Annotated in this window: 13 protein-coding genes; 10 read left to right on the forward strand and 3 right to left on the reverse strand. The window is 65.3% G+C overall.

Annotated features, from left to right (window positions below):
* Positions 1–23: 23 nt before the first annotated feature.
* A complete protein-coding gene (locus tag FDY95_RS09030; protein WP_138076934.1) occupies positions 24–419 on the reverse strand; it encodes a hypothetical protein in 396 nt (131 codons plus the stop codon).
* A gap of 274 nt (positions 420–693) precedes the next feature.
* On the opposite strand from FDY95_RS09030, the gene FDY95_RS09035 reads away from it, so the two are divergent.
* The 10 genes from FDY95_RS09035 to FDY95_RS09080 all read left to right on the forward strand — a co-directional run bounded on the left by FDY95_RS09035 (position 694) and on the right by FDY95_RS09080 (position 14,755).
* Positions 694–1,938 (forward strand): efflux RND transporter periplasmic adaptor subunit, encoded by a 1,245-nt coding sequence (locus FDY95_RS09035; protein WP_138076936.1) that lies wholly within the window; start codon positions 694–696, stop codon positions 1,936–1,938.
* Between the two features lie 339 nt (positions 1,939–2,277).
* A complete protein-coding gene (locus FDY95_RS09040; RefSeq protein ID WP_171025602.1) occupies positions 2,278–3,813 on the forward strand; it encodes a TolC family protein in 1,536 nt (511 codons plus the stop codon).
* Positions 3,814–4,076: 263 nt separating this feature from the next.
* The gene (locus FDY95_RS09045; protein WP_138076940.1) at positions 4,077–5,186 is read left to right on the forward strand and encodes a hypothetical protein; all 1,110 of its coding nucleotides are present in this window, start codon (positions 4,077–4,079) and stop codon (positions 5,184–5,186) included.
* Positions 5,187–5,579: 393 nt separating this feature from the next.
* Positions 5,580–6,248: an ABC transporter ATP-binding protein gene (locus FDY95_RS09050; protein WP_138077341.1), complete on the forward strand. Its 669-nt coding sequence runs from the start codon at positions 5,580–5,582 to the stop codon at positions 6,246–6,248.
* Between the two features lie 163 nt (positions 6,249–6,411).
* Positions 6,412–7,665, forward strand: a complete 1,254-nt coding sequence (locus FDY95_RS09055; protein WP_138076942.1) for an ABC transporter permease — start codon at positions 6,412–6,414, stop codon at positions 7,663–7,665.
* Positions 7,666–7,825: 160 nt separating this feature from the next.
* Positions 7,826–9,019: an ABC transporter permease gene (locus FDY95_RS09060; protein ID WP_138076944.1), complete on the forward strand. Its 1,194-nt coding sequence runs from the start codon at positions 7,826–7,828 to the stop codon at positions 9,017–9,019.
* Positions 9,020–9,312: 293 nt separating this feature from the next.
* On the forward strand, positions 9,313–10,701 hold the full coding sequence (locus tag FDY95_RS09065) for a sigma-54-dependent transcriptional regulator (RefSeq protein WP_138076946.1): 1,389 nt from the start codon (positions 9,313–9,315) through the stop codon (positions 10,699–10,701).
* A gap of 165 nt (positions 10,702–10,866) precedes the next feature.
* Positions 10,867–12,192 carry a sensor histidine kinase gene (locus FDY95_RS09070; RefSeq protein WP_138076948.1) on the forward strand — a complete coding sequence of 442 codons (1,326 nt, stop codon included), beginning with the start codon at positions 10,867–10,869 and terminating at the stop codon, positions 12,190–12,192.
* 74 nt (positions 12,193–12,266) lie between these two features.
* Positions 12,267–12,956: a DUF1345 domain-containing protein gene (locus FDY95_RS09075; RefSeq protein ID WP_138076950.1), complete on the forward strand. Its 690-nt coding sequence runs from the start codon at positions 12,267–12,269 to the stop codon at positions 12,954–12,956.
* 335 nt (positions 12,957–13,291) lie between these two features.
* Positions 13,292–14,755, forward strand: coding sequence for a T9SS type A sorting domain-containing protein (locus tag FDY95_RS09080; protein ID WP_138076952.1), 1,464 nt, complete (start codon positions 13,292–13,294; stop codon positions 14,753–14,755).
* An 80-nt stretch (positions 14,756–14,835) separates the two neighbouring features.
* On the opposite strand, the gene FDY95_RS09085 is transcribed toward FDY95_RS09080, so the two are convergent.
* Both FDY95_RS09085 and FDY95_RS09090 read right to left on the reverse strand, forming a co-directional pair.
* Positions 14,836–15,534, reverse strand: coding sequence for a TIGR04283 family arsenosugar biosynthesis glycosyltransferase (locus tag FDY95_RS09085; protein WP_138076954.1), 699 nt, complete (start codon positions 15,532–15,534; stop codon positions 14,836–14,838).
* A gap of 112 nt (positions 15,535–15,646) precedes the next feature.
* On the reverse strand, positions 15,647–17,704 hold the full coding sequence (locus FDY95_RS09090; RefSeq protein WP_138076956.1) for a M13 family metallopeptidase: 2,058 nt from the start codon (positions 17,702–17,704) through the stop codon (positions 15,647–15,649).
* Positions 17,705–17,797: the final 93 nt, after the last annotated feature.

A 17,797-nucleotide genomic window follows, 5' to 3' on the forward strand; every position in this document is an offset into this window, starting at 1 on the left:
CCAGGCGCTCATCGACCAATCAATCAGCCGCCGACCAGCGGGGTGAGCTTCACGAACGAGGCCGTGGCGCCGGCGCCCAGCCAGATCGGCTCGTCGAGGCTTTCCACCTGCCGGTCGTTGACGAGGATAAAGTAGCCGTTCTGCTGAAAGGCCTCCAGCGCCCGGTACAGCTGCTTTTCGGCGTCGATGAGGTGGTGCTTTTTCAGCCGGTAGCCGTTGAGCACCCGCTCCGAATCGGTGGGCTGCACCAGGCCCGAGAAGACGTCGTCGTTGCGCTGGTTGTAGGCCGCTACTTCCTGGCGCACGCGCTGCTCGATCAGCTCGCGCACGGTGATGGTTTCCTGGGCCAGCTCCAGCGCCAGGCGGTGCAGGACGGCGCCGGTGGCCGTTTCGTCCTGAATCAGCAAGGTGTTTGTCATGGCTTGTTTGCTAAATTATTTAGCTTTTTGCTAATGTACGACGTTTGGCCGAAACCGAAGCACTCAGCCGCTGCTATTTAGCCTTGACGAGCTGAGCCGTTGTTCGGTTCTGCCGCCGGCCACCGGCAGAACCGAACACAGTGTCCGGAAGCGGACAGAATTTGCCACGTCGCCAGCGCAATTGTTAATTGTTAATTACTCATTATTAATGACTTAAGAGTTTGGCATTGGGCTTGGCTACTATCCAGCAGAACCGACCCCAATCCGAACGAAAATGGACAGAGCCATATCCTCCGCCACCCAGGCCCGCCGCCGCCGCCAGCGCTGGCTCGGGGCCACGGCCGTGCTGCTGCTGCTGGCCGGCGCGCTGTGGGCCTTTCGCGGCGCGCTCAAGCCCAGCATCAGCCAGAACGAGCTGCTGACGGCCCCGGTGGAAACCGGCGACGTGGAAGCCTCGCTCACGGCCACCGGCCTCATCATCCCGGCCCACGAAGCGGTGGTGACCAGCCCCATCCAGTCGACCATCCGGCGGGTGCTGCTGACGGCCGGCGCGCGGGTGCAGCCGGGCCAGACCATCGTGGAGCTCGACAAGGAGCTGACCAGCACGGCCCTGGGCAAGCTGCAGGACGAGCAGCTGCAGAACCAAAACAAAAGCTCGGTGCTGCAGCTCTCGCTGGAGCGCAGCCTGAACGATTTGGAGTCGCAGGAGCAGGTGCAGCAGGAGAAGGTGCGCAGCCTGCAGTCGGGCCTGCGCGACGAGCAGCACCTGCTCCGCATCGGTTCGGGCACCCCGGAGGCGGTGCGTCAGGCCGAGCTGAACCTGAAGATTGCCGAACTGGAGCTGCAGCGCGTGCGCCGGCAGATCCGCAACCAGCGCCAGTCGAACCAGGCCGATGAGCGCGGCCTGGGCTACACCATGCAGATTCAGCAGCGCAGCATCCAGGAGCTGGCCGGCAAGCTGCGCCAGGCCAACATCAGCGCCGACCAGGCCGGGGTGCTCACCTGGGTCAACGAGGACATCGGCTCGACGGTGAGCCAGGGCCAGGTCATTGCCCGCGTGGCCGATCTGTCGTCGTTCCGGGTGCGCGGCACCATTGCCGATACCTACGCCGACTCCCTGCACCTGGGCGACCCGGTGGTGGTGCGCCTGAACGGCACCGACCTGCGCGGCACCATCAGCTCCATCAGCCCGGCGGTGGAGAAGAACGTGGTGACTTTCTACGCCCAGCTCGACGACCACCACCACCCGGCCTTGCGCGCCAACCTGCGCGCCGACGTGTTCGTGGTGACGCGGGCCCACCACCAGGTGCTGCGCCTCAAGAACGGCCCCTTCTTCCAGGGCGGGCGCGAGCAGGTGGTGTTCGTGGTGCAGGACGGCCAGGCCCTGCGCCGCACCGTGCGCCTGGGCGATTCCAACTTCGACTACGTGCAGGTCATCAGCGGCCTGCGCGCCGGGGAGCAGGTCGTCATCAGCGACACGAAAAACTACGAAGAAGCCCCCGCGCTGACGATTAAGTAGCGCGAAAGAACGACCAGCTCCCCTCCTCAGATGAGGAGGGGACGCCAAGCCGCCAGGCTTGGCTGGGGTGGTTGACGGGCGTCCGCGCCGTCAGAGGGTAACCCCGCCTCCAGTCGGATCAGCGCCTTCTGCCTCAACCAAGCCCGCCGAAATCAGCACGGTTGCCGATGGTCTAAACAACGTCAGCAACGACGCAACCATCCCCGCTTCGGCTGACGCCGAAGCATCCCCTCCTCAGCTGAGGAGGGGAGTTTTCCGCCACACTGCTCCCGCGCCGCCTCACTGCCTGCTCCACCGATGCTCGTAACTGCCCAACGCTCCGCCCTGCCTTTCTGCGCTATGAAAACCCTTTCGTTTTACCTGGATGTGCTGCGCCTCTGGCTGCTGATGGTGAGCATCGTGGCCCTGCTGCTGCTGATTTTTGCTCCGAAGGTGCTGCTGGCCCAGGAGCGGCCCGCCGACCGCCGCGCGCCCCAGGCCGCCCTGACTTTGCCGCAGGTCATCGACCTGACGCTGGTGCAGTCGGCGGTGGCCAAGCAGGCGCACACCAACCGCGAAACCAGCCTCTGGCAGTACCGCTCGTTCCGGGCCGACTACAAGCCGCTGCTGGCCATCGACGGGGTGCTGCCCAACTACTCGCGCACCATTCTGGCCGTGCAGCAACCCGACGGCACCACCAACTTCCGTTACGTGCGCATCAACACCTCGAACGTGGGCGCCACCGTCACGCAGGGCATCGGGCTGACGGGCGGCAAGGTCACGGTGGGCAGCACCCTGCAGCGCTTCGACAGCTTCGAAGGGGCCGGGCAGCGGCTCTACAACAGCAACCCGGTGGCCATCGGCCTGAGCCAGCCCCTGGGCGGGTTCAACCAGCTGAGCTGGAACAAGCGCATCGAGCCGCTGCGCTACCAGGAAAGCCAGCGCCAGTACGTGGAGGAGCGCGAAACCATTGCCCGCCGCGTCACGGAGCTGTATTTCGACGTGCTGCTGCAACAGGTGAATGCCCAGGTGGCCCGCCAGAACCTGCGCGCCAGCGAAGAGCTGCTGCGCACCGGCCGCGAAAAAAGCAAACTGGGCCGCCTCTCCGAAAACGACCTGCTGCTGCTGGAGCTGAACATGCTCAACGCCCGCCAGGCCGAAATGCAGGCCAGCGTGGATGCCCAGAACGCGGCCCTGCAGCTCAAGGGCTACACCGGCCTCACCATCGACCCCACGGCCGCGCTGGACGTGCCCGGCGCCGCCCCGCTGCTGAGCGTGACGCCCGCGGCGGCCCTGCAGCAGGCCCGGCAGTACCGCCGCGAGGGGCTGATGTTTCAGCGCCGCCTGCTGGAAGCCGACCGCAACGTGGCCCAGGCCAAGGGCACCACGGGCTTCCAGGCCAACCTGACGGCCTCCTTCGGCCTGACCAGCAGCGCCGAGCAGTTCGCGGGCTCCTACGTCAACCCCGCCGACCAGCAGCAGGTGCGCCTGGGCTTCGCCGTGCCCATCGTGGACTGGGGCAAGACCCGCGCGGCCGTGAAAACCGCCGAGCTGGCCCGGCAGCAGGCCCGCGTGACGGTGGAGCAGGAGCAGCTGACCTTCGAGCAGTCGGTGCTGAGCCAGGCCGGGCAGCTGGACGCGCTGAACCAGCAGCTGCAGCTGGCCGCCCGCGCCGACTCCCTCTCGCAGCGCCGCTACGACATTGCCCAGGCCACCTACAAAGTCGGCCGCATCACCCTCAACGACCTCAACATTGCCCAGGGCGAAAAGGACCGCGCCAAGCGCGGCTACGTGGCCGCCCTGCGCGCCTGCTGGGTGGCCTACTACCAACTGCGCACCCTCACGCTCTACGACTTCGAGCACCAGCAGCCGCTGCTGACGGCGCAGACGGAGTAGGTACAGCCAAGTCGTTTTTTAGCCATTTGCCAGGGCCCAGAGTCGTGTATCGGCTTTGGGCCTTGGTGCTTACTGCCAAAGCCAGACAGCCGGATTTCTGACGCCGTAATGCTGAGTTAATTATATTTAAAATATAAATAGTTGTACTAAATTTATTTCAACTATCTTCATTTCACTTCCGAGTGAGCTTGGTCCGGTGCTGCTAGCGACCGGAGCCCCCTGTTGCCTGCGTGCGTAGACCAACCCGTGTTTTCCCTCCAATCATGCGTAAGATTAGCCTCGTCTGCCTGACGGTGGCCGCCCTGTGGGTAGCCGGCTGCCAGAAAACCGACCTCACCCCCCAACCAGCACCTACCGCAACCCTGAGCGCCGACGTGGCCACGTGCACGCCCGACGTCATTTCCTTCGACAACGTGGCGGCGGGCACCCGGCCCACCTCCATCAACAGCACCGGCGGCGTGGCGGTGGGCGTCGAAAGCCAGAATCCGCACTACGCCTTCGACCGCGAAGCCATTGTGTTCCGCAGCAGCCCCACGGTGTCGTCGTTGGAAGACACGGACCTGGGCAGCCCCAACAGTGCGTTTGGGGGCGTGGGCATCGGTTTCGGTGGCGGCCCAGGGCCCTTCCAGAATACCACGGCCTTGGGCAACATCCTGGTGCTGCATAACTTTTTCAGCTACGACGCGAACGTGGAGCCCAACGACGACGACTTTAACGAGTTTGAGACGCCCGGCACTATTGGCTTCAATTTCAGCAGCCCGGTCACGGCCACCTCGATTACCGTCATCGACGTGGAATACGCCTACAACAGCGAGCATGAATACGGCTACGTGAAGCTGTACGCCAGCAAAGGCGGTGCCCAGCTCGGCGGGCAGTACAACTTCAGCGACGCCGGCCCCAACGGGGTGGAAGTGGTAAGCCTGGGCAACACGCCGGGCGTCAGATACATCGAAGTAACCATCGGCGGCTCCATGGGCCTCGACAACCTGCGCTTCTGCCGGCCCGCTCCCCCGACTAGTCATTGCACGCTCACCCAGGGCTACTGGAAAAACCACGACTGGCCGGTGCAGGCGCTGACCTTGGGCGGCACCACGTACACCCGCACCCAACTGCTGGCCGTGCTGAACACGCCGGTGCGCGGCAACGGGCTGGTGGCGCTGGCCTACCAGCTGATTGCCGCCAAGCTGAACCTGGCGAATGGCAGCGACGGCAGCGTGATTAGCGCCGACCTGGCCGCCGCCGATGCCATGTTTGTGGGCAAGAATATGGCCGCCAGTCCGCTGCCCAGCGTGCCGACCGCCCAAACCAGCACCCTGAGCGGCCGCCTCGACGACTACAACAACGGCGTCATCGGGCCGGGCCACTGCAACTAAGCCGCGACGACGACACCGCGCACTACTTCTGACATGCTGAAAAGGCCGGGCGCGCAGTCCGGCCTTTTTTGTGGCCCTGCCCGGCCGGACGGAGCGGGGGTGCGGATGCGGTCAAGGGGCGTGGCATTTCCGAACACCGTGTCCGATTATGGACAATATTTTAGACTGAACAAGTAGTTTATTGCGTATTAAAATACTGATTATTAGTATTTTATATAAATGGCACGCCGCTTGGCTACCTATACCCGGCCCGGTGCCCGATCCGCACGAAACCGGACAGCGCCGCCCTTATCCGAAACCCCTTTCTCAGCCCAAACTCCCCCAAGCCCTATGGAAACGACGCTAACCCCGGCCCCGGCCGCTTCCGCGCCAGCTTCGCTGAAAACCACGCCCATGCTCCAGCTGCGCGACATCGAGAAAGTGTACCAGACCGACACCATCGAGACGGTGGCGCTGAACCGGGTGAACCTGACCATCAACAAGGGCGAGTTCGTGTCCATCATGGGTCCCTCGGGCTGCGGCAAATCGACCCTGCTGAGCCTGATGGGCCTGCTCGACGAGCCCACCGGCGGCGTCATCGAAATCGACGGGCGGGCGGTGACCAGCTACTCCGACAAGGAGCTGGCCCGGGTGCGCAACCACAAAATCGGCTTCATCTTCCAGAGCTTCCACCTCATCAACGACCTCTCGGTGCTCGACAACGTGGAGCTGCCCCTGCTCTACCGCGCGGGCCTGAGCAGCAAGGAGCGGCGGCAGCGCGCCCAGCAGGCGCTGGAGCGCGTGGGCCTGAGCGCCCGCACCCGGCACTTTCCCTCGCAGCTCTCGGGCGGGCAGCGCCAGCGCGTGGCCATTGCCCGGGCCCTGGCCGGCGCCCCCGAAATCATCCTGGCCGACGAACCCACCGGCAACCTCGACTCGGTGATGGGGGAGGAAATCATGGAGCTGCTGCTGAGCCTGAACCGCGACCAGGGCACCACCGTGGTGATGGTAACCCACGACGAGAACATGGCCCACAAAACCGAGCGTCTCATCCGCTTCTTCGACGGCAGCCAGGTCAGCTAGGCCCGCCAGCCCGTCATGTCGAGCGAAGTCGAGACATCTCGCCGGATAGTAATCTGCTCGTTGAGCGGGCAAGTTGCTATCGGACGTCAGCACGCGAGATGTCTCGACAGGCTCGACATGACGGCCTCCCAAGCTTCCCCGCCCTCCCAAGTCCCCAAGCCCCATGTTATTAAGCTATCTGAAACTCGCCTGGAAGGTGCTCCTGCGCCGCAAGTTCTTCACCTTCATCAGCCTCTTCGGCATCAGCTTCACCCTGATGGTGCTGCTGGTGGTGGTGGCCTTCTTCGACAACTCCTTCGGCGCGCACTACCCCGAGTCGCGCATCGACCGGCTCACCTTTGCCCAGTTCCTGCACGTCAAATTCAAGGACGGGGGCAACATGAACACGCCGCCCAGCTACTACCTGCTCGACAAGTACGTGCGCCCGCTGCGCACCCCGGAAAAGGTGGCCATTGCCTCCAACTTCCACGCCACGCCCAGTTACGTAGGCAACCGCAAGCTCGACCTGGACCTGCGCTACACCGACGCCAACTTCTGGCAGATCCTCGACTTCAACTTCCGCGAGGGCCGCGCCTTCCTGGAGGCCGACGTGAAAGCCGCTGCCCACGTGGCCGTCATCAACCGCAGCACCGCCCGCCAGTACTTCGGCACCGAAACCGGCGTGGTGGGCCGCACCATCGTGGTGAACCAGACCAACTACCGCGTGCTCGGCGTGGTCGACGACGTGCCCGCCATGCGCTTCAGCTCCTACGCCGACGTGTGGGTGCCGCTGTCGGTGAGCCCCGACGACTTGCAGCAGGTGAAGGTGAACGGCGACTACCTGGCCATCATCCTCGCCAAATCGGCCGACGATATTCCCGCCGTGCAGGCCGAGTTCGAAAACGCCATGAAGCGCGTGCCGCTGCCCGACCCGAAAAACCAGCAGTTCCTGGAGCTGCACGCCGACCGGCTGATTGCCTCCTTCTCGCGCCAGCTGATGTCGCCGCTCACCGACTACAAGTCCGACGGCATGGAGCTGCTCTACCCCATTATGGCCGGCCTGGCGCTGCTGTTCATGCTGCTGCCCGCCCTGAACCTGGTCAACATCAACGTGAGCCGCATCATGGAGCGCAGCTCCGAAATCGGGGTGCGCAAGGCCTTCGGGGCCACCGGCGGCACGCTGGTGGGCCAGTTCCTGGTCGAAAACATCTTTCTGACCCTCATCGGCGGGGTGCTGGGTCTGCTGCTGGCCTACGGGGCGCTGCAGCTCATCAGCGGGGCGCAGCTGCTGGCCTACGCGCAGTTCGAAATGAGCTGGCGCATCTTCGCCTGGGCCCTGCTCGTGACGGTGTTCTTCGGGGTGCTGTCGGGCGTGTACCCGGCCTTCAAGATGTCGCGCCTGCAGCCGGTGCAGGCCCTGAAAGCGAGTGGTAAGTAATTCAGATACAGTGGTATAATCAGTCCGTCATGTCGAGCGCAGTCGAGACATCTCGCTTGATAGTAATCTGCTCGTTGAACGAAGAAACTACTCTCGGCCATCAGCACGCGAGATGTTTCGACTACGCTCGACATGACACCCTCATCAGAACCTTCCAGCCATGATCCGTCACCTCTTCACCCTGATCTGGAACCGTAAGCGGTCCAACTTTCTGCTGATCAGCGAAATATTGCTGTCCTTCTTCGTGCTGTTCGCCGTGAGCAGCCTGCTGGTGAGCAGCTACTACAACTACCGCCAGCCCGCCGGCTTCGCCTACGACAACGTGTGGGAGGTGAACGTGTCGCCCAGCCAGGACACGGCCAGCCGCAAGGAGATGTTGCAGCTGATGCTGCAGCGCCTGCAGGCCACGCCGGGCGTGGTGGCCGTTACGCGCACCAGCTCGAACACGCCCTTCTCGTTCAGCTCGATGAACACCAACGAGTTCTACTACCAGAAAAAGCAGGGCCCGCTCACCGACCGCTACGACGCCGACGACGAGATGCAGAAAGTGCTGCGCCAGAACGTGGTGGCCGGCCGCTGGTTTGAGCGCCGCGACGACGCCTCCACGCGCCGGCCGGTGGTGGTGAACCAGGAATTCGCCAAGGCCCTGTTCGGCTCGGAGCCGGCCGTGGGCAAAGTGCTCAGCAACGACAAGGGCATCGAGTCGTGGCAGGTGGTGGGCGTGATTGATGCCTACCGCCGCGGCAGCGACTTCGACGGCAATAACCCCGCCGTCTTCGAGCGGCACGTGCTGGAAGGCGCCGACCGCTTCGACCCCAACGACCGGCCCAACTTGCTGGTGCGGGTGCAGGCCGGCAGCGGCGCGGTGCTGGAGCAGCGCCTGGTCAAGGAAATTCAGGACGTGACCAAGGGCTGGCACGCCACCGTCACCACCCTCGACGAAAGCCGCCACGACAAGATGAAAATCGTGCTGACGCCGCTGATTGCCCTCGGCGTGGTGTCCCTGTTCCTGATTGTAAACGTGGCCCTGGGCTTGTTCGGGGTGCTCTGGTACAACATCAACCAGCGCCGGGCCGAAATCGGGCTGCGCCGGGCCCTGGGCGCCACCGGCGCGGGCATCGGCGGGCAGTTTCTGGGTGAAATGCTGGTGGTGACCACGCTGGGCGTGCTGGCCGGCGTCATCCTGGCCGCGCAGTTTCCGCTGCTGGGCGTGTTCGGCGTGCCCACCACGGTGTACGTGCTGGCCATCCTGCTGGCCGCCGTGCTCATCTATGTGCTGACGGCCATCTGCGCCTTCCAGCCCAGCCGCATTGCCGCCGGCATTCAGCCCGCCGTGTCCCTGCGCGAAGAATAGCACGACAACTCCCCTCCTCCGCTGAGGAGGGGACGCGGCGGGTTTACCCGCCGCTGGGGTGGTTGCGTCGTTGCTGACGTTGCGTAGACCACAACTGGCACGGATGTCGGCGCGGCCCGGACTCATTCAGCTATAGTCCACGCAACGTCAGCAACGACGCAACCACCCCAGCCAGGCCTGCGGCCTGGCGTCCCCTCCTTCAACAAGGAGGGGAGCTTCGCCCACCACCTGCTGCGGCCGCGCTTCCCTTTCCGCCCCGAAATTCCGTCCTTCGCTACTCTCTCTCCGCAGCTATGATTCTTATCGTCGACGATGATATTGCCGTGCGCACTTCCCTGGGGCTGCTGCTCAAGCAGGCCGGCTACGCCACCAAGGCCGTAGCCACCCCCGAGGAGGCCCTGCGCGTGGTGCGCGACGCCGCCCCGCAGCTGGTGCTCATGGATATGAACTACTCCCTGGCCACCACCGGCGAAGACGGCCTGCGCCTGCTCGGGCAGGTAAAGGACGTGGCCCCGCAGCTGCCGGTCATCCTCATCACCGGCTGGGGCTCCATCAGCCTGGCGGTGGAGGGCATGAAGGCCGGCGCGGCCGAGTTCGTGACCAAGCCCTGGAACAATGACGCGCTGCTGCAAACTATCCGCACCGCGCTCAGCCTGGCCGAAAACGCCGCCACGGCGCCCGCCGACGAGGTCAGTCCCACGCGCCGACAGCTCGATAAGCAGTACAACTTCGCCAATATCGTGGGGCAGGACGCGCAGCTGCTGCACGTATTGCGCAGCGTGGGCCAGGTGGCCGCCACCGATGCCTCGGTACTCATCGAGGGCGAATCGGGCACGGGCAAGGAGCTGATTGCGGAGGCCATTCACCAGAACTCCAACCGGCGCCACAAGCCTTTCGTGAAGGTGAACTTGGGCGGCATTTCGGCGTCCTTGTTCGAGAGCGAAATGTTCGGGCACCGGCGCGGGGCCTTCACCGACGCTAAGGCCGACCGGCAGGGCCGCTTCGAGCTGGCCAACGGCGGCACCATTTTCCTCGACGAAATCGGGGAGCTGGACCTGGGCAGCCAGGTGAAGCTGCTGCGGGTGCTCCAGGACCGCACCTACGAGGTGCTCGGCGACTCGCGCAGCCGCTCCCTCGACATTCGCGTCATCTGCGCCACCAACCGCGACCTGGCCCAGGAAGTGCGCGAAGGCCGCTTCCGCGAAGACCTTTTCTACCGCATCAACCTGATAACGGTGCGCCTGCCCGCCCTGCGCGAGCGGCCCGACGACGTGCCCCTGCTGGCCCAGCACTTCGTGCAAAACCTGCGCACGGCCTACCACCGCCCGGCCCTGAAGGTGAACACCCGCGCCCTGCACTGGCTGCGCGAGCAGCCGCTGCCGGGCAACATCCGCGAGCTGAAAAACCTGGTGGAGCGGGCCGTGCTCGTCAGCGGCAAGGACGAGCTGGGCCCCGAGGACTTCCAGGCCCAGGCCCAGCGCCTGCCGGTGAAAGTGGAGCCCGGCGCCCTGCCCGAAGTGGGTCTGATGACGTTGGACGAAATGGAAGCCCAGATGATCCGCAAAACGGTGGAGTTTTACGCCGGCAACCTCTCGCGCGTGGCCAAAGCCCTGGGTTTGAGCCGCGGCGCCCTCTACCGCCGCCTGGAGAAATTCAACATTCCCTTCGACGCGGCGCAGTAGCCAGGCTCTATAGAACGTCATGTCGAGCGCAGCCGAGACATCTCGCGTGCTGATGTCCGAGAGTAATTTCTTCGTTCAACGAGCAGGATACTATCCAGCGAGATGTCTCGACTGCGCTCGACATGACGTTCTTTGGGCTGCTCAGCCCCGCGCCGCCCTCCCCGCATGACCCTCCGCACCAAGTACATCCTCTTCGTCGTCCTTATCCACGCGGCTATTGCGGGGCTGGCGTTTCAGCTGCGCGAGTCCAACCTGGTGCTGTTCCTGGCCACGGAGGCGCTGCTCATCGTCACGGCCGTCATCAGCGCGCAGCTGTACCGGGGCTTCGTGCGGCCCCTGAACCTGATTGCGGCCGGCACCGAGGCCATCCGCGACCGGGACTTCACCATGAAATTCCTGCCGGTGGGCCAGACGGAAATGGACCAGCTCATCGGCACCTACAACACCATGATTGACGAGCTGCGGCAGGAACGCGTGAGCCAGCACGAGAAGAGCTTTTTGCTGGAGCGCCTGATCGACGCGTCGCCGGCGGGCATTCTGCTGCTCGATTTCGAGGGCCGGATTCAGGGCCTCAACCCCGCGGCCGAGCGCTGCCTGCAGCTGCCCGCCGCGCGGCTGCTGGGCCAGCCGCCCACGGCCCTGCCCGGCGAGTGGGGCCGGGTGCTGGGGCAGCTGGAGCCCGGGCCGCCGCAGGTGGTGCAGCTCTCGGGCCTGCAGACCTACCGCGCCAGCGCCTCCCACTTCCTCGACCGCGGCTTTACCCGGCGCTTCATCGTGCTGGAAGAGCTGACCCAGGAGCTGATCCGGCAGGAAAAGCAGGCCTACGAGAAGCTGATCCGGATGATGTCGCACGAAATCAACAACTCCATCGGCGCCGTCAACTCCATCCTGCAATCCTTCCGCTACTACGCCGCCCAGCTGGCCGAGGACGACCGGCCCGACTTCACCGAGGCGCTGGACGTATCGGTGCAGCGCAATACCCACCTCGCGAACTTCATTGCCGGTTTTGCCAATCTGGTGCGCCTGCCTCCGCCCCAGCCCCGGCCCGTCGACGTGCACGAGCAGCTCAAGGCCATCTGCCGCCTGCTGCAGGTGCAAAGCGAGAAGCGCAACATCCGCTGGCACTGGCAGCTGGCCGAGGGGCCGCTCTACGTCGACCTCGACGCGCAGCAGATGGAGCAGGCCCTGCTCAACATCTGCAAAAACGCCCTCGAAGCCATTGACCACGACGGCAACCTGTGGGTGCGCACCACGGCCCGCCCCGCCGAAATCATCATCGAAAACGACGGCCCCGGCATTGCGCCCGAGGTGCAGCCGCAGCTGTTCACGCCCTTCTTCAGCACCAAGCGCGACGGGCAGGGCATCGGCCTGACCATGATCCGCGACATTCTGCTGCAGCACGGCTTCGCCTTCAGCCTCGCCACCGACGCGGCCACCGGCCGCACCGCCTTCCGCATCGGCCTGACGCCGGCCGAAGGAGCCGCGCGCTGACGCCGCCCCGGCTGGCGCCGGGCCCGTATCTTGGCCACCGGCCCGCGCCCATCCGCGGGCCGGTTGCCGTTTCTATGCCCGCCGCTTCTTCGTCTTTTCTGTTTCGCCGTCTGCACCGCCTGGGCAGCTTGCCGGCGCTGGCGCGCCTGCTGCTGGCGGCGGCGCTGGGTGGCGTTGCTTACCTGCTCACCCCGGCCGCGCTGCACCCGCTCACCCGCGTGGTGGCGGGCTGGGATGCGTTTGCGCTGGCCTCGCTCGGGCTGCTGTGGGCCGCCATCGTCACGGCCGATGCCAACCACATCCGCACGGTAGCCCGCACCGAGGACCCCGGCCGCACCGCTTCGTTCGTGTTCATTCTGGGCGCCTCGCTGGCCAGCCTGCTGGCCGTGGTGGCCCTGCTCGACGTGATGCGCGCCCAGCACGGCCCGCTGCTGTTGCGCTACGCCGGGCTGTCGGTGGCGGGGGTGATGACGGCCTGGCTGCTGGTGCACACGCTCTTCACCCTGCGCTACGCCCACCTCTACTACGACCCCGAACTGGACGGCGGCGAGGGCGGCCTGCAGTTTCCCGGCGCCCAGCCCGAGCCCGACTACCTCGACTTTGCCTACTTCGCCTTCGTCATCGGCATGACGGCCCAAACGGCCGACATCGGCATCGACGGGCGCGTGCTGCGGCGCATGGCCTTGCTGCACGGGCTGATTTCCTTCGGCTTCAACACCGCCGTGGTGGCCCTGACGGTGGGTGCCATTGCCGGGGTGCTCTGAGCTGAAGGTGCGGCGGCGCCTAAAAAGCATGGCAGAGTAAGGCCGCAGCACGGGCGCGGTATACTCAGTGCCGTACCGGGTAGCATGTCCCCCAAATGGGGTACAACGTGGAATAGGATGGACGATAGCAAGTGCGGATATTTGGGTTAGCAATGCAAGAGGCCACGCGTAACTTTCAGCACGCAATGATGATTGCAGCCAGCCGCAGTGCCGCGTCAAGAAGCTAATATCGAAGCGGCTTTTTTGTCAAAACGTAAAATGCACCTCGGAATAATGCAGGCTAATACCATATTTGTCTTGGTATCCTGTACATTCGTGGAGTCCAAACCCTGGTTATGAAACACGCTTACTCGCTCGTTACCCTCGGCCTGCTGGGCCTGACCACCATAGCCTCGGCGCAGACGCTGACCAACAACGGGGCGCAGCTCACGGTAGGCAGCGGCGCCACGCTCTACGTCGGCGGCGGTTTCGAGAATAAAAGCGGGAGCACCCTGCTCAACAACGGCACCGTGCAGGTCACCGGCGACGTGACCAACGCCGGCACCGTGGACGCGGCCGGCACCGGCACGCTGAGCCTGACCGGCACGACCAACCAAACCCTGACGGCCGGCGGCGCCTCGTTCTACAACCTGACCGTGGACAAAGCCACGGCCGGCAACAACCGGGTGGACGTGCCCGCCGACGTGACGGTGACCAACCAGCTGACGCTGACCAACGGCATCGTCCTCACCGCGCAGGCCGCTGCCGTGAAGCTGCCCAACAGCGCTACGCTGGTCGGCGAATCCGCCGGCCGCTACGTGAAAGGCAACCTGCAGGTCATCAGAACGGGCGTCAACGGCAGCAGCGACGTGGTATTCCCCGGTGGGCTGACGCTGAACCCGAACACCAACAACTTCGGCACGGTCACGGTCACGCGCACGGCGGGCCTGAACACGGCCGGCGTGAGCTACGGCACCGACCCGGCCAACACCAACAACCCCAAGGGCATTGACCGCATCTGGCAGATTGCGGCCGGCAGCGCGCCCGCCAGCAACAAGCCCGTCACCGTGACCCTGGCCTGGGTGAGCGACGACGACAACGGCAACACCAACCTCTCGCAAAGCCGCATGTGGCGCGGCCCGGCGGCCAGCGGCCCCTGGGCCCCGCTGAATGCCCCGGCCGATGCCAACAGCCGCAGCCTGAGCGCGCAGTCCGGCGCCCTGGGCTTCTTCACCGTCAGCAACCTGGCCAACCCGCTGCCGGTGGAGCTGCTCGACTTTACGGCCGAGCGCCGCGGCTCCGACGCCCTGCTGCGCTGGGCCACCGCCTCGGAAACCAACAACGTCGGCTTCGAGGTGGAAGTCAGTGCTGACGGCCGCGCCTTCCAGCGCCTGCGCATGGTGAACGGCCACGGCACCACCACCCAGCGCCACGACTACCAGTACCTCGACCCGCAGATTGCCCGCTACGCCACCGACCTGGTGTACTACCGCCTGCGCCAGATCGATAACGACGGCAAGCAAACTCTTTCGCCCGTGCGCACGGTGCGCATCGAGGGCGTGGGCTTCGGCGTGCAGGCCTTGGCTAACCCCTTCGGCAACGAAGGCCTGAACGTACAGGTGAGCACCAAGACGGCCGGGCCCGCCACGCTGAGCCTGCACGACGCCATCGGCCGCGTGCTGCTGGCCAGCAAACAGGAGCTGAGCGCCGGCAGCACCACGCTGCTGCTGAGCGGTGCCGCCCAGCTGCCCGTGGGCGTGTACTTCCTGACGGTGCGCCAGGGCAAGCAGGTGGCCACGCTGAAAGTAGTGCGCGAATAGCCTGCTGACCTTATGAGCTTACCACCGCCCGGCCCACCAGCCGGGCGGTGCTGTTTAGGGCAACTGCTTCAATGGTTGTCTTACCGGATCAGGGCGCGGTACACAGCGCGCAGTCGGGGCTGCGGCACGCCGAGGCGGTAGAGCAGGCACAGCAGCAAAAAGATGCCCTGCAGGCGAAATACGCCGTTGTCGCGGTACTTGCGGGCCGAGGTGACTACCGCCGTCGGCAGCACCGCAAAGCGTCCGTGGCGGCGCAGCCGCGGCACGATTTCCTGGTCCTCGAACACCAGCATGTCGGGGCGGAAGCCGCCGGCCTGCTCGAACACGGCGCGCCGCACGAACAGGCTCTGGTCGCCGAAGCGGATGAGGTCGAGGGGAAAGCGGGTAAACCAGGCGCTCAGGCGCAGAAACCAGTGCCGGGAGTCGAACCGCAGGCGGAAGCAGCCGCCGACGTGGTCCTGCGCCGCCTGCCGGATGGCCGGCAGAAAATCGGCGGGCGGAAAGGTGTCGGCGTGCAGGAAGTACAGCAGCTCGCCGCGTGCGTGGCGGGCGCCGTGGTTCATCTGCGGAGCCCGGCCGCGCTGCGGGCACGCCACCACCCGCGCCCCGGCCCGGGCGGCTTCGGCGGCCGTGGCGTCGGTGCTCTGCCCATCGGCCACAATGATTTCCAGCGCCGGCCCGGCCGGGCCCGCCGCCGCGCGCAGGTAGCGCACCAGCGGCCCGATGACCGCGGCTTCGTTGTAAGTCGGGATGATGAGGCTTACGGCGGGCTGAACCATGCGCGAAAGTGGGGAAACGGACTGCTTCTACGCAAAAGTGGACGCGGCCGGAAACAAACAAGCCAGGCAGCGCGGGGCTGCCTGGCTTGGCTGGGTACCTGGTCGGGCCAGCTTACCAGATGCGTACCTGCGCCGTGTCGGCGCGGTAGAGCTTCTGGCCGGGCTGCACCTTGAAGGCTTCGTAGAAGGCGGGCACGTCGGCCATGGGGCCGTTCACGCGGTACTGGGCGGGCGAGTGTACGTCCGTCATGATGCGCTGGGCCAGCTGCTCGTCGCGCTGGTGGCTTTGCCAGCCCAGGGCGTAGCCCAGGAAGTAGCGCTGCTGGGGCGTGAGGCCGCCGATTTTCTCGCCCTTCTTGAACTGCTCGGTTTTCTTGAAGGCGTCGTAGGCAATGACAATGCCGCCCAGGTCGGCAATGTTTTCGCCCGCGGTAGCCTTGCCGTTGATGTGCAGCGAATCGAGCACGGTGTAGCCGTTGAACTGGCGCACAATCTGGTTGACGCGCTTCTGGAACTCGGCGCGGTCCTGCTTGGTCCACCAGTTGCGCAGGTTGCCCTTCTCGTCGAACTGGCTGCCCTCGTCGTCGAAGCCGTGGGTCAGCTCGTGGCCGATGGTGCTGGCCCCGCCGTAGCCGTACACGATGGCGTCATCGGCATCCTCATCCTTCACGCCCGGAATGGCGAAAATGGCCGCCGGCAGCACAATCTCGTTGTTGGAGGGGTTGTAGTAGGCGTTGTAGGTCTGCGGCGTCATGTCCCACTCGGTTCGGTCCACGGGCTTGCCGAGCTTGCCGATGTTGTAGCGGTACTTCCACTCGTTGGCGCGCATCACGTTCTGGGCGTAGGAGTCGCGCTTCACGTCCAGCGAGGAAAAGTCCTTCCACTTGTCCGGGTAGCCCACCTTCGGCGTGATTTTGCTGAGCTTCACCAGGGCTTTCTGTTTGGTTTCGGCGCTCATCCAATCGAGCTGCTGAATATGCTCGCGGAAGGCCGTCATCACGTTCTGGGTCATCTGCTCGTAGCGCTGCTTGGTGGCCGGCGAGAAGTACTCCTTCACGAACAGCTGCCCCAGCGCCTCGCCCATGGCCGATTCCTCGGCGTCGAGCACGCGCTTCCAGCGGGGGCGCTGCTGCTTGCTGCCCTGCAGCACCGTGCCGTAGAAGCGGAAGTTTTCCTGGTCGAAATCCTGGCTGAGCGTGGGGGCGTAGGCGTGCGCCAGCTGCCACTGCAAGTAGGCGCGCCAGTCCTCGGCCGGCGCCGACTTCAGCAGCTGGCCCACCGTGCGGTAAAACTCCGGCTGGCCCACGATGACGGTATCGACCTTGCCCAGCTCCATTTGCCCGAGCAGGGCCGGCCAGTCGAGGCCCGGGGTGAGCTGGTTGAGCCCGGCCACGGCCATTTTGTTGTAGTTGCGGTACGGGTCGCGCAGGTCTTCCAGCTTGCGCGAAGCGGCGGCCAGCTTGGTTTCCAGCGCCACCACGCGGGCGCTGTTCTGCTTGGCGGCCACCGAGTCCTGGCCCAGCAGCTGGAACATGCGCTGCACGTGGCGCCCGTACTGCTGGCGGATGTTGCGCGTGCGCAGGTCCTTGTTGAAGTAATAGTCGCGGTTGGGCAGGCCCAGGCCGCTTTGGTAGAGGTGCAGGGCCATTTTCTCGCTGTTCTTGGCGTCCTGCCCCACGTAGGGCCCGATCAGCGCGTCGACGCCCATCATCTGCAGGCGGGCCACCACGGCGGGCACGTCGGCGCCCGAGCGGATGGCGCCGATGCGGTCCAGCTCGGCCTTGAGCGGGGCGGCACCCTGCTGGTTGATGGCCACCGAGTCCATGCCGGTGCCCCAGAAGTCCCCGATTTTCTGCTGGGTGCTGCCGGCCTTGGCGTTGGCCTTGGCGGCTTCTTCGCTCAGGGCGCGCAGGCGGGCGTACACCTCGTTCTGCACTTCCTTGCCGATACCCCAGTTGCTTTCGGAGGCCGGAATGGGGTGCTGCTTGAGCCAGGTACCGTTGGCGTACTGGAAAAAGTCGTCGCCGGGGCGGGCGGTGGTGTCGAGGCTGGCCTGCAGCACGTCGGGCTGGGCTTTGCCGGAGTCGCCCGACTGGCAGCCGGTGAGCAGCGAGGCGCCCAGCACGGGCGCGGCCAGCAGCCAGCGGCCGATGGCGGAAAGGTGGGTCATGGAGAGAAAGGAGGAGAGTGGAAACGTGAAGGTAACAGACGCCCGGACGAGCCGGCAGGCTGCAAGGTGGCAGCGGTCATTCGCAATCTGCTT

The organism is Hymenobacter jeollabukensis (genome assembly GCF_005771675.1).
GTDB lineage: Bacteria > Bacteroidota > Bacteroidia > Cytophagales > Hymenobacteraceae > Solirubrum > Solirubrum jeollabukense.

Excerpts from the sequence above, each read along its gene's own strand:
- FDY95_RS09085 (WP_138076954.1), bottom strand. The coding sequence starts at position 15,534 with ATGGTTCAGCCCGCCGTAAGCCTCATCATCCCGACTTACAACGAAGCC.
- FDY95_RS09075 (WP_138076950.1), top strand. The coding sequence starts at position 12,267 with ATGCCCGCCGCTTCTTCGTCTTTTCTGTTTCGCCGTCTGCACCGCCTG.
- FDY95_RS09045 (WP_138076940.1), top strand. The coding sequence starts at position 4,077 with ATGCGTAAGATTAGCCTCGTCTGCCTGACGGTGGCCGCCCTGTGGGTA.
- FDY95_RS09035 (WP_138076936.1), top strand. The coding sequence starts at position 694 with ATGGACAGAGCCATATCCTCCGCCACCCAGGCCCGCCGCCGCCGCCAG.
- FDY95_RS09060 (WP_138076944.1), top strand. The coding sequence starts at position 7,826 with ATGATCCGTCACCTCTTCACCCTGATCTGGAACCGTAAGCGGTCCAAC.
- FDY95_RS09040 (WP_171025602.1), top strand. The coding sequence starts at position 2,278 with ATGAAAACCCTTTCGTTTTACCTGGATGTGCTGCGCCTCTGGCTGCTG.
- FDY95_RS09090 (WP_138076956.1), bottom strand. The coding sequence starts at position 17,704 with ATGACCCACCTTTCCGCCATCGGCCGCTGGCTGCTGGCCGCGCCCGTG.
- FDY95_RS09065 (WP_138076946.1), top strand. The coding sequence starts at position 9,313 with ATGATTCTTATCGTCGACGATGATATTGCCGTGCGCACTTCCCTGGGG.
- FDY95_RS09030 (WP_138076934.1), bottom strand. The coding sequence starts at position 419 with ATGACAAACACCTTGCTGATTCAGGACGAAACGGCCACCGGCGCCGTC.
- FDY95_RS09070 (WP_138076948.1), top strand. The coding sequence starts at position 10,867 with ATGACCCTCCGCACCAAGTACATCCTCTTCGTCGTCCTTATCCACGCG.
- FDY95_RS09055 (WP_138076942.1), top strand. The coding sequence starts at position 6,412 with ATGTTATTAAGCTATCTGAAACTCGCCTGGAAGGTGCTCCTGCGCCGC.
- FDY95_RS09050 (WP_138077341.1), top strand. The coding sequence starts at position 5,580 with ATGCTCCAGCTGCGCGACATCGAGAAAGTGTACCAGACCGACACCATC.
- FDY95_RS09080 (WP_138076952.1), top strand. The coding sequence starts at position 13,292 with ATGAAACACGCTTACTCGCTCGTTACCCTCGGCCTGCTGGGCCTGACC.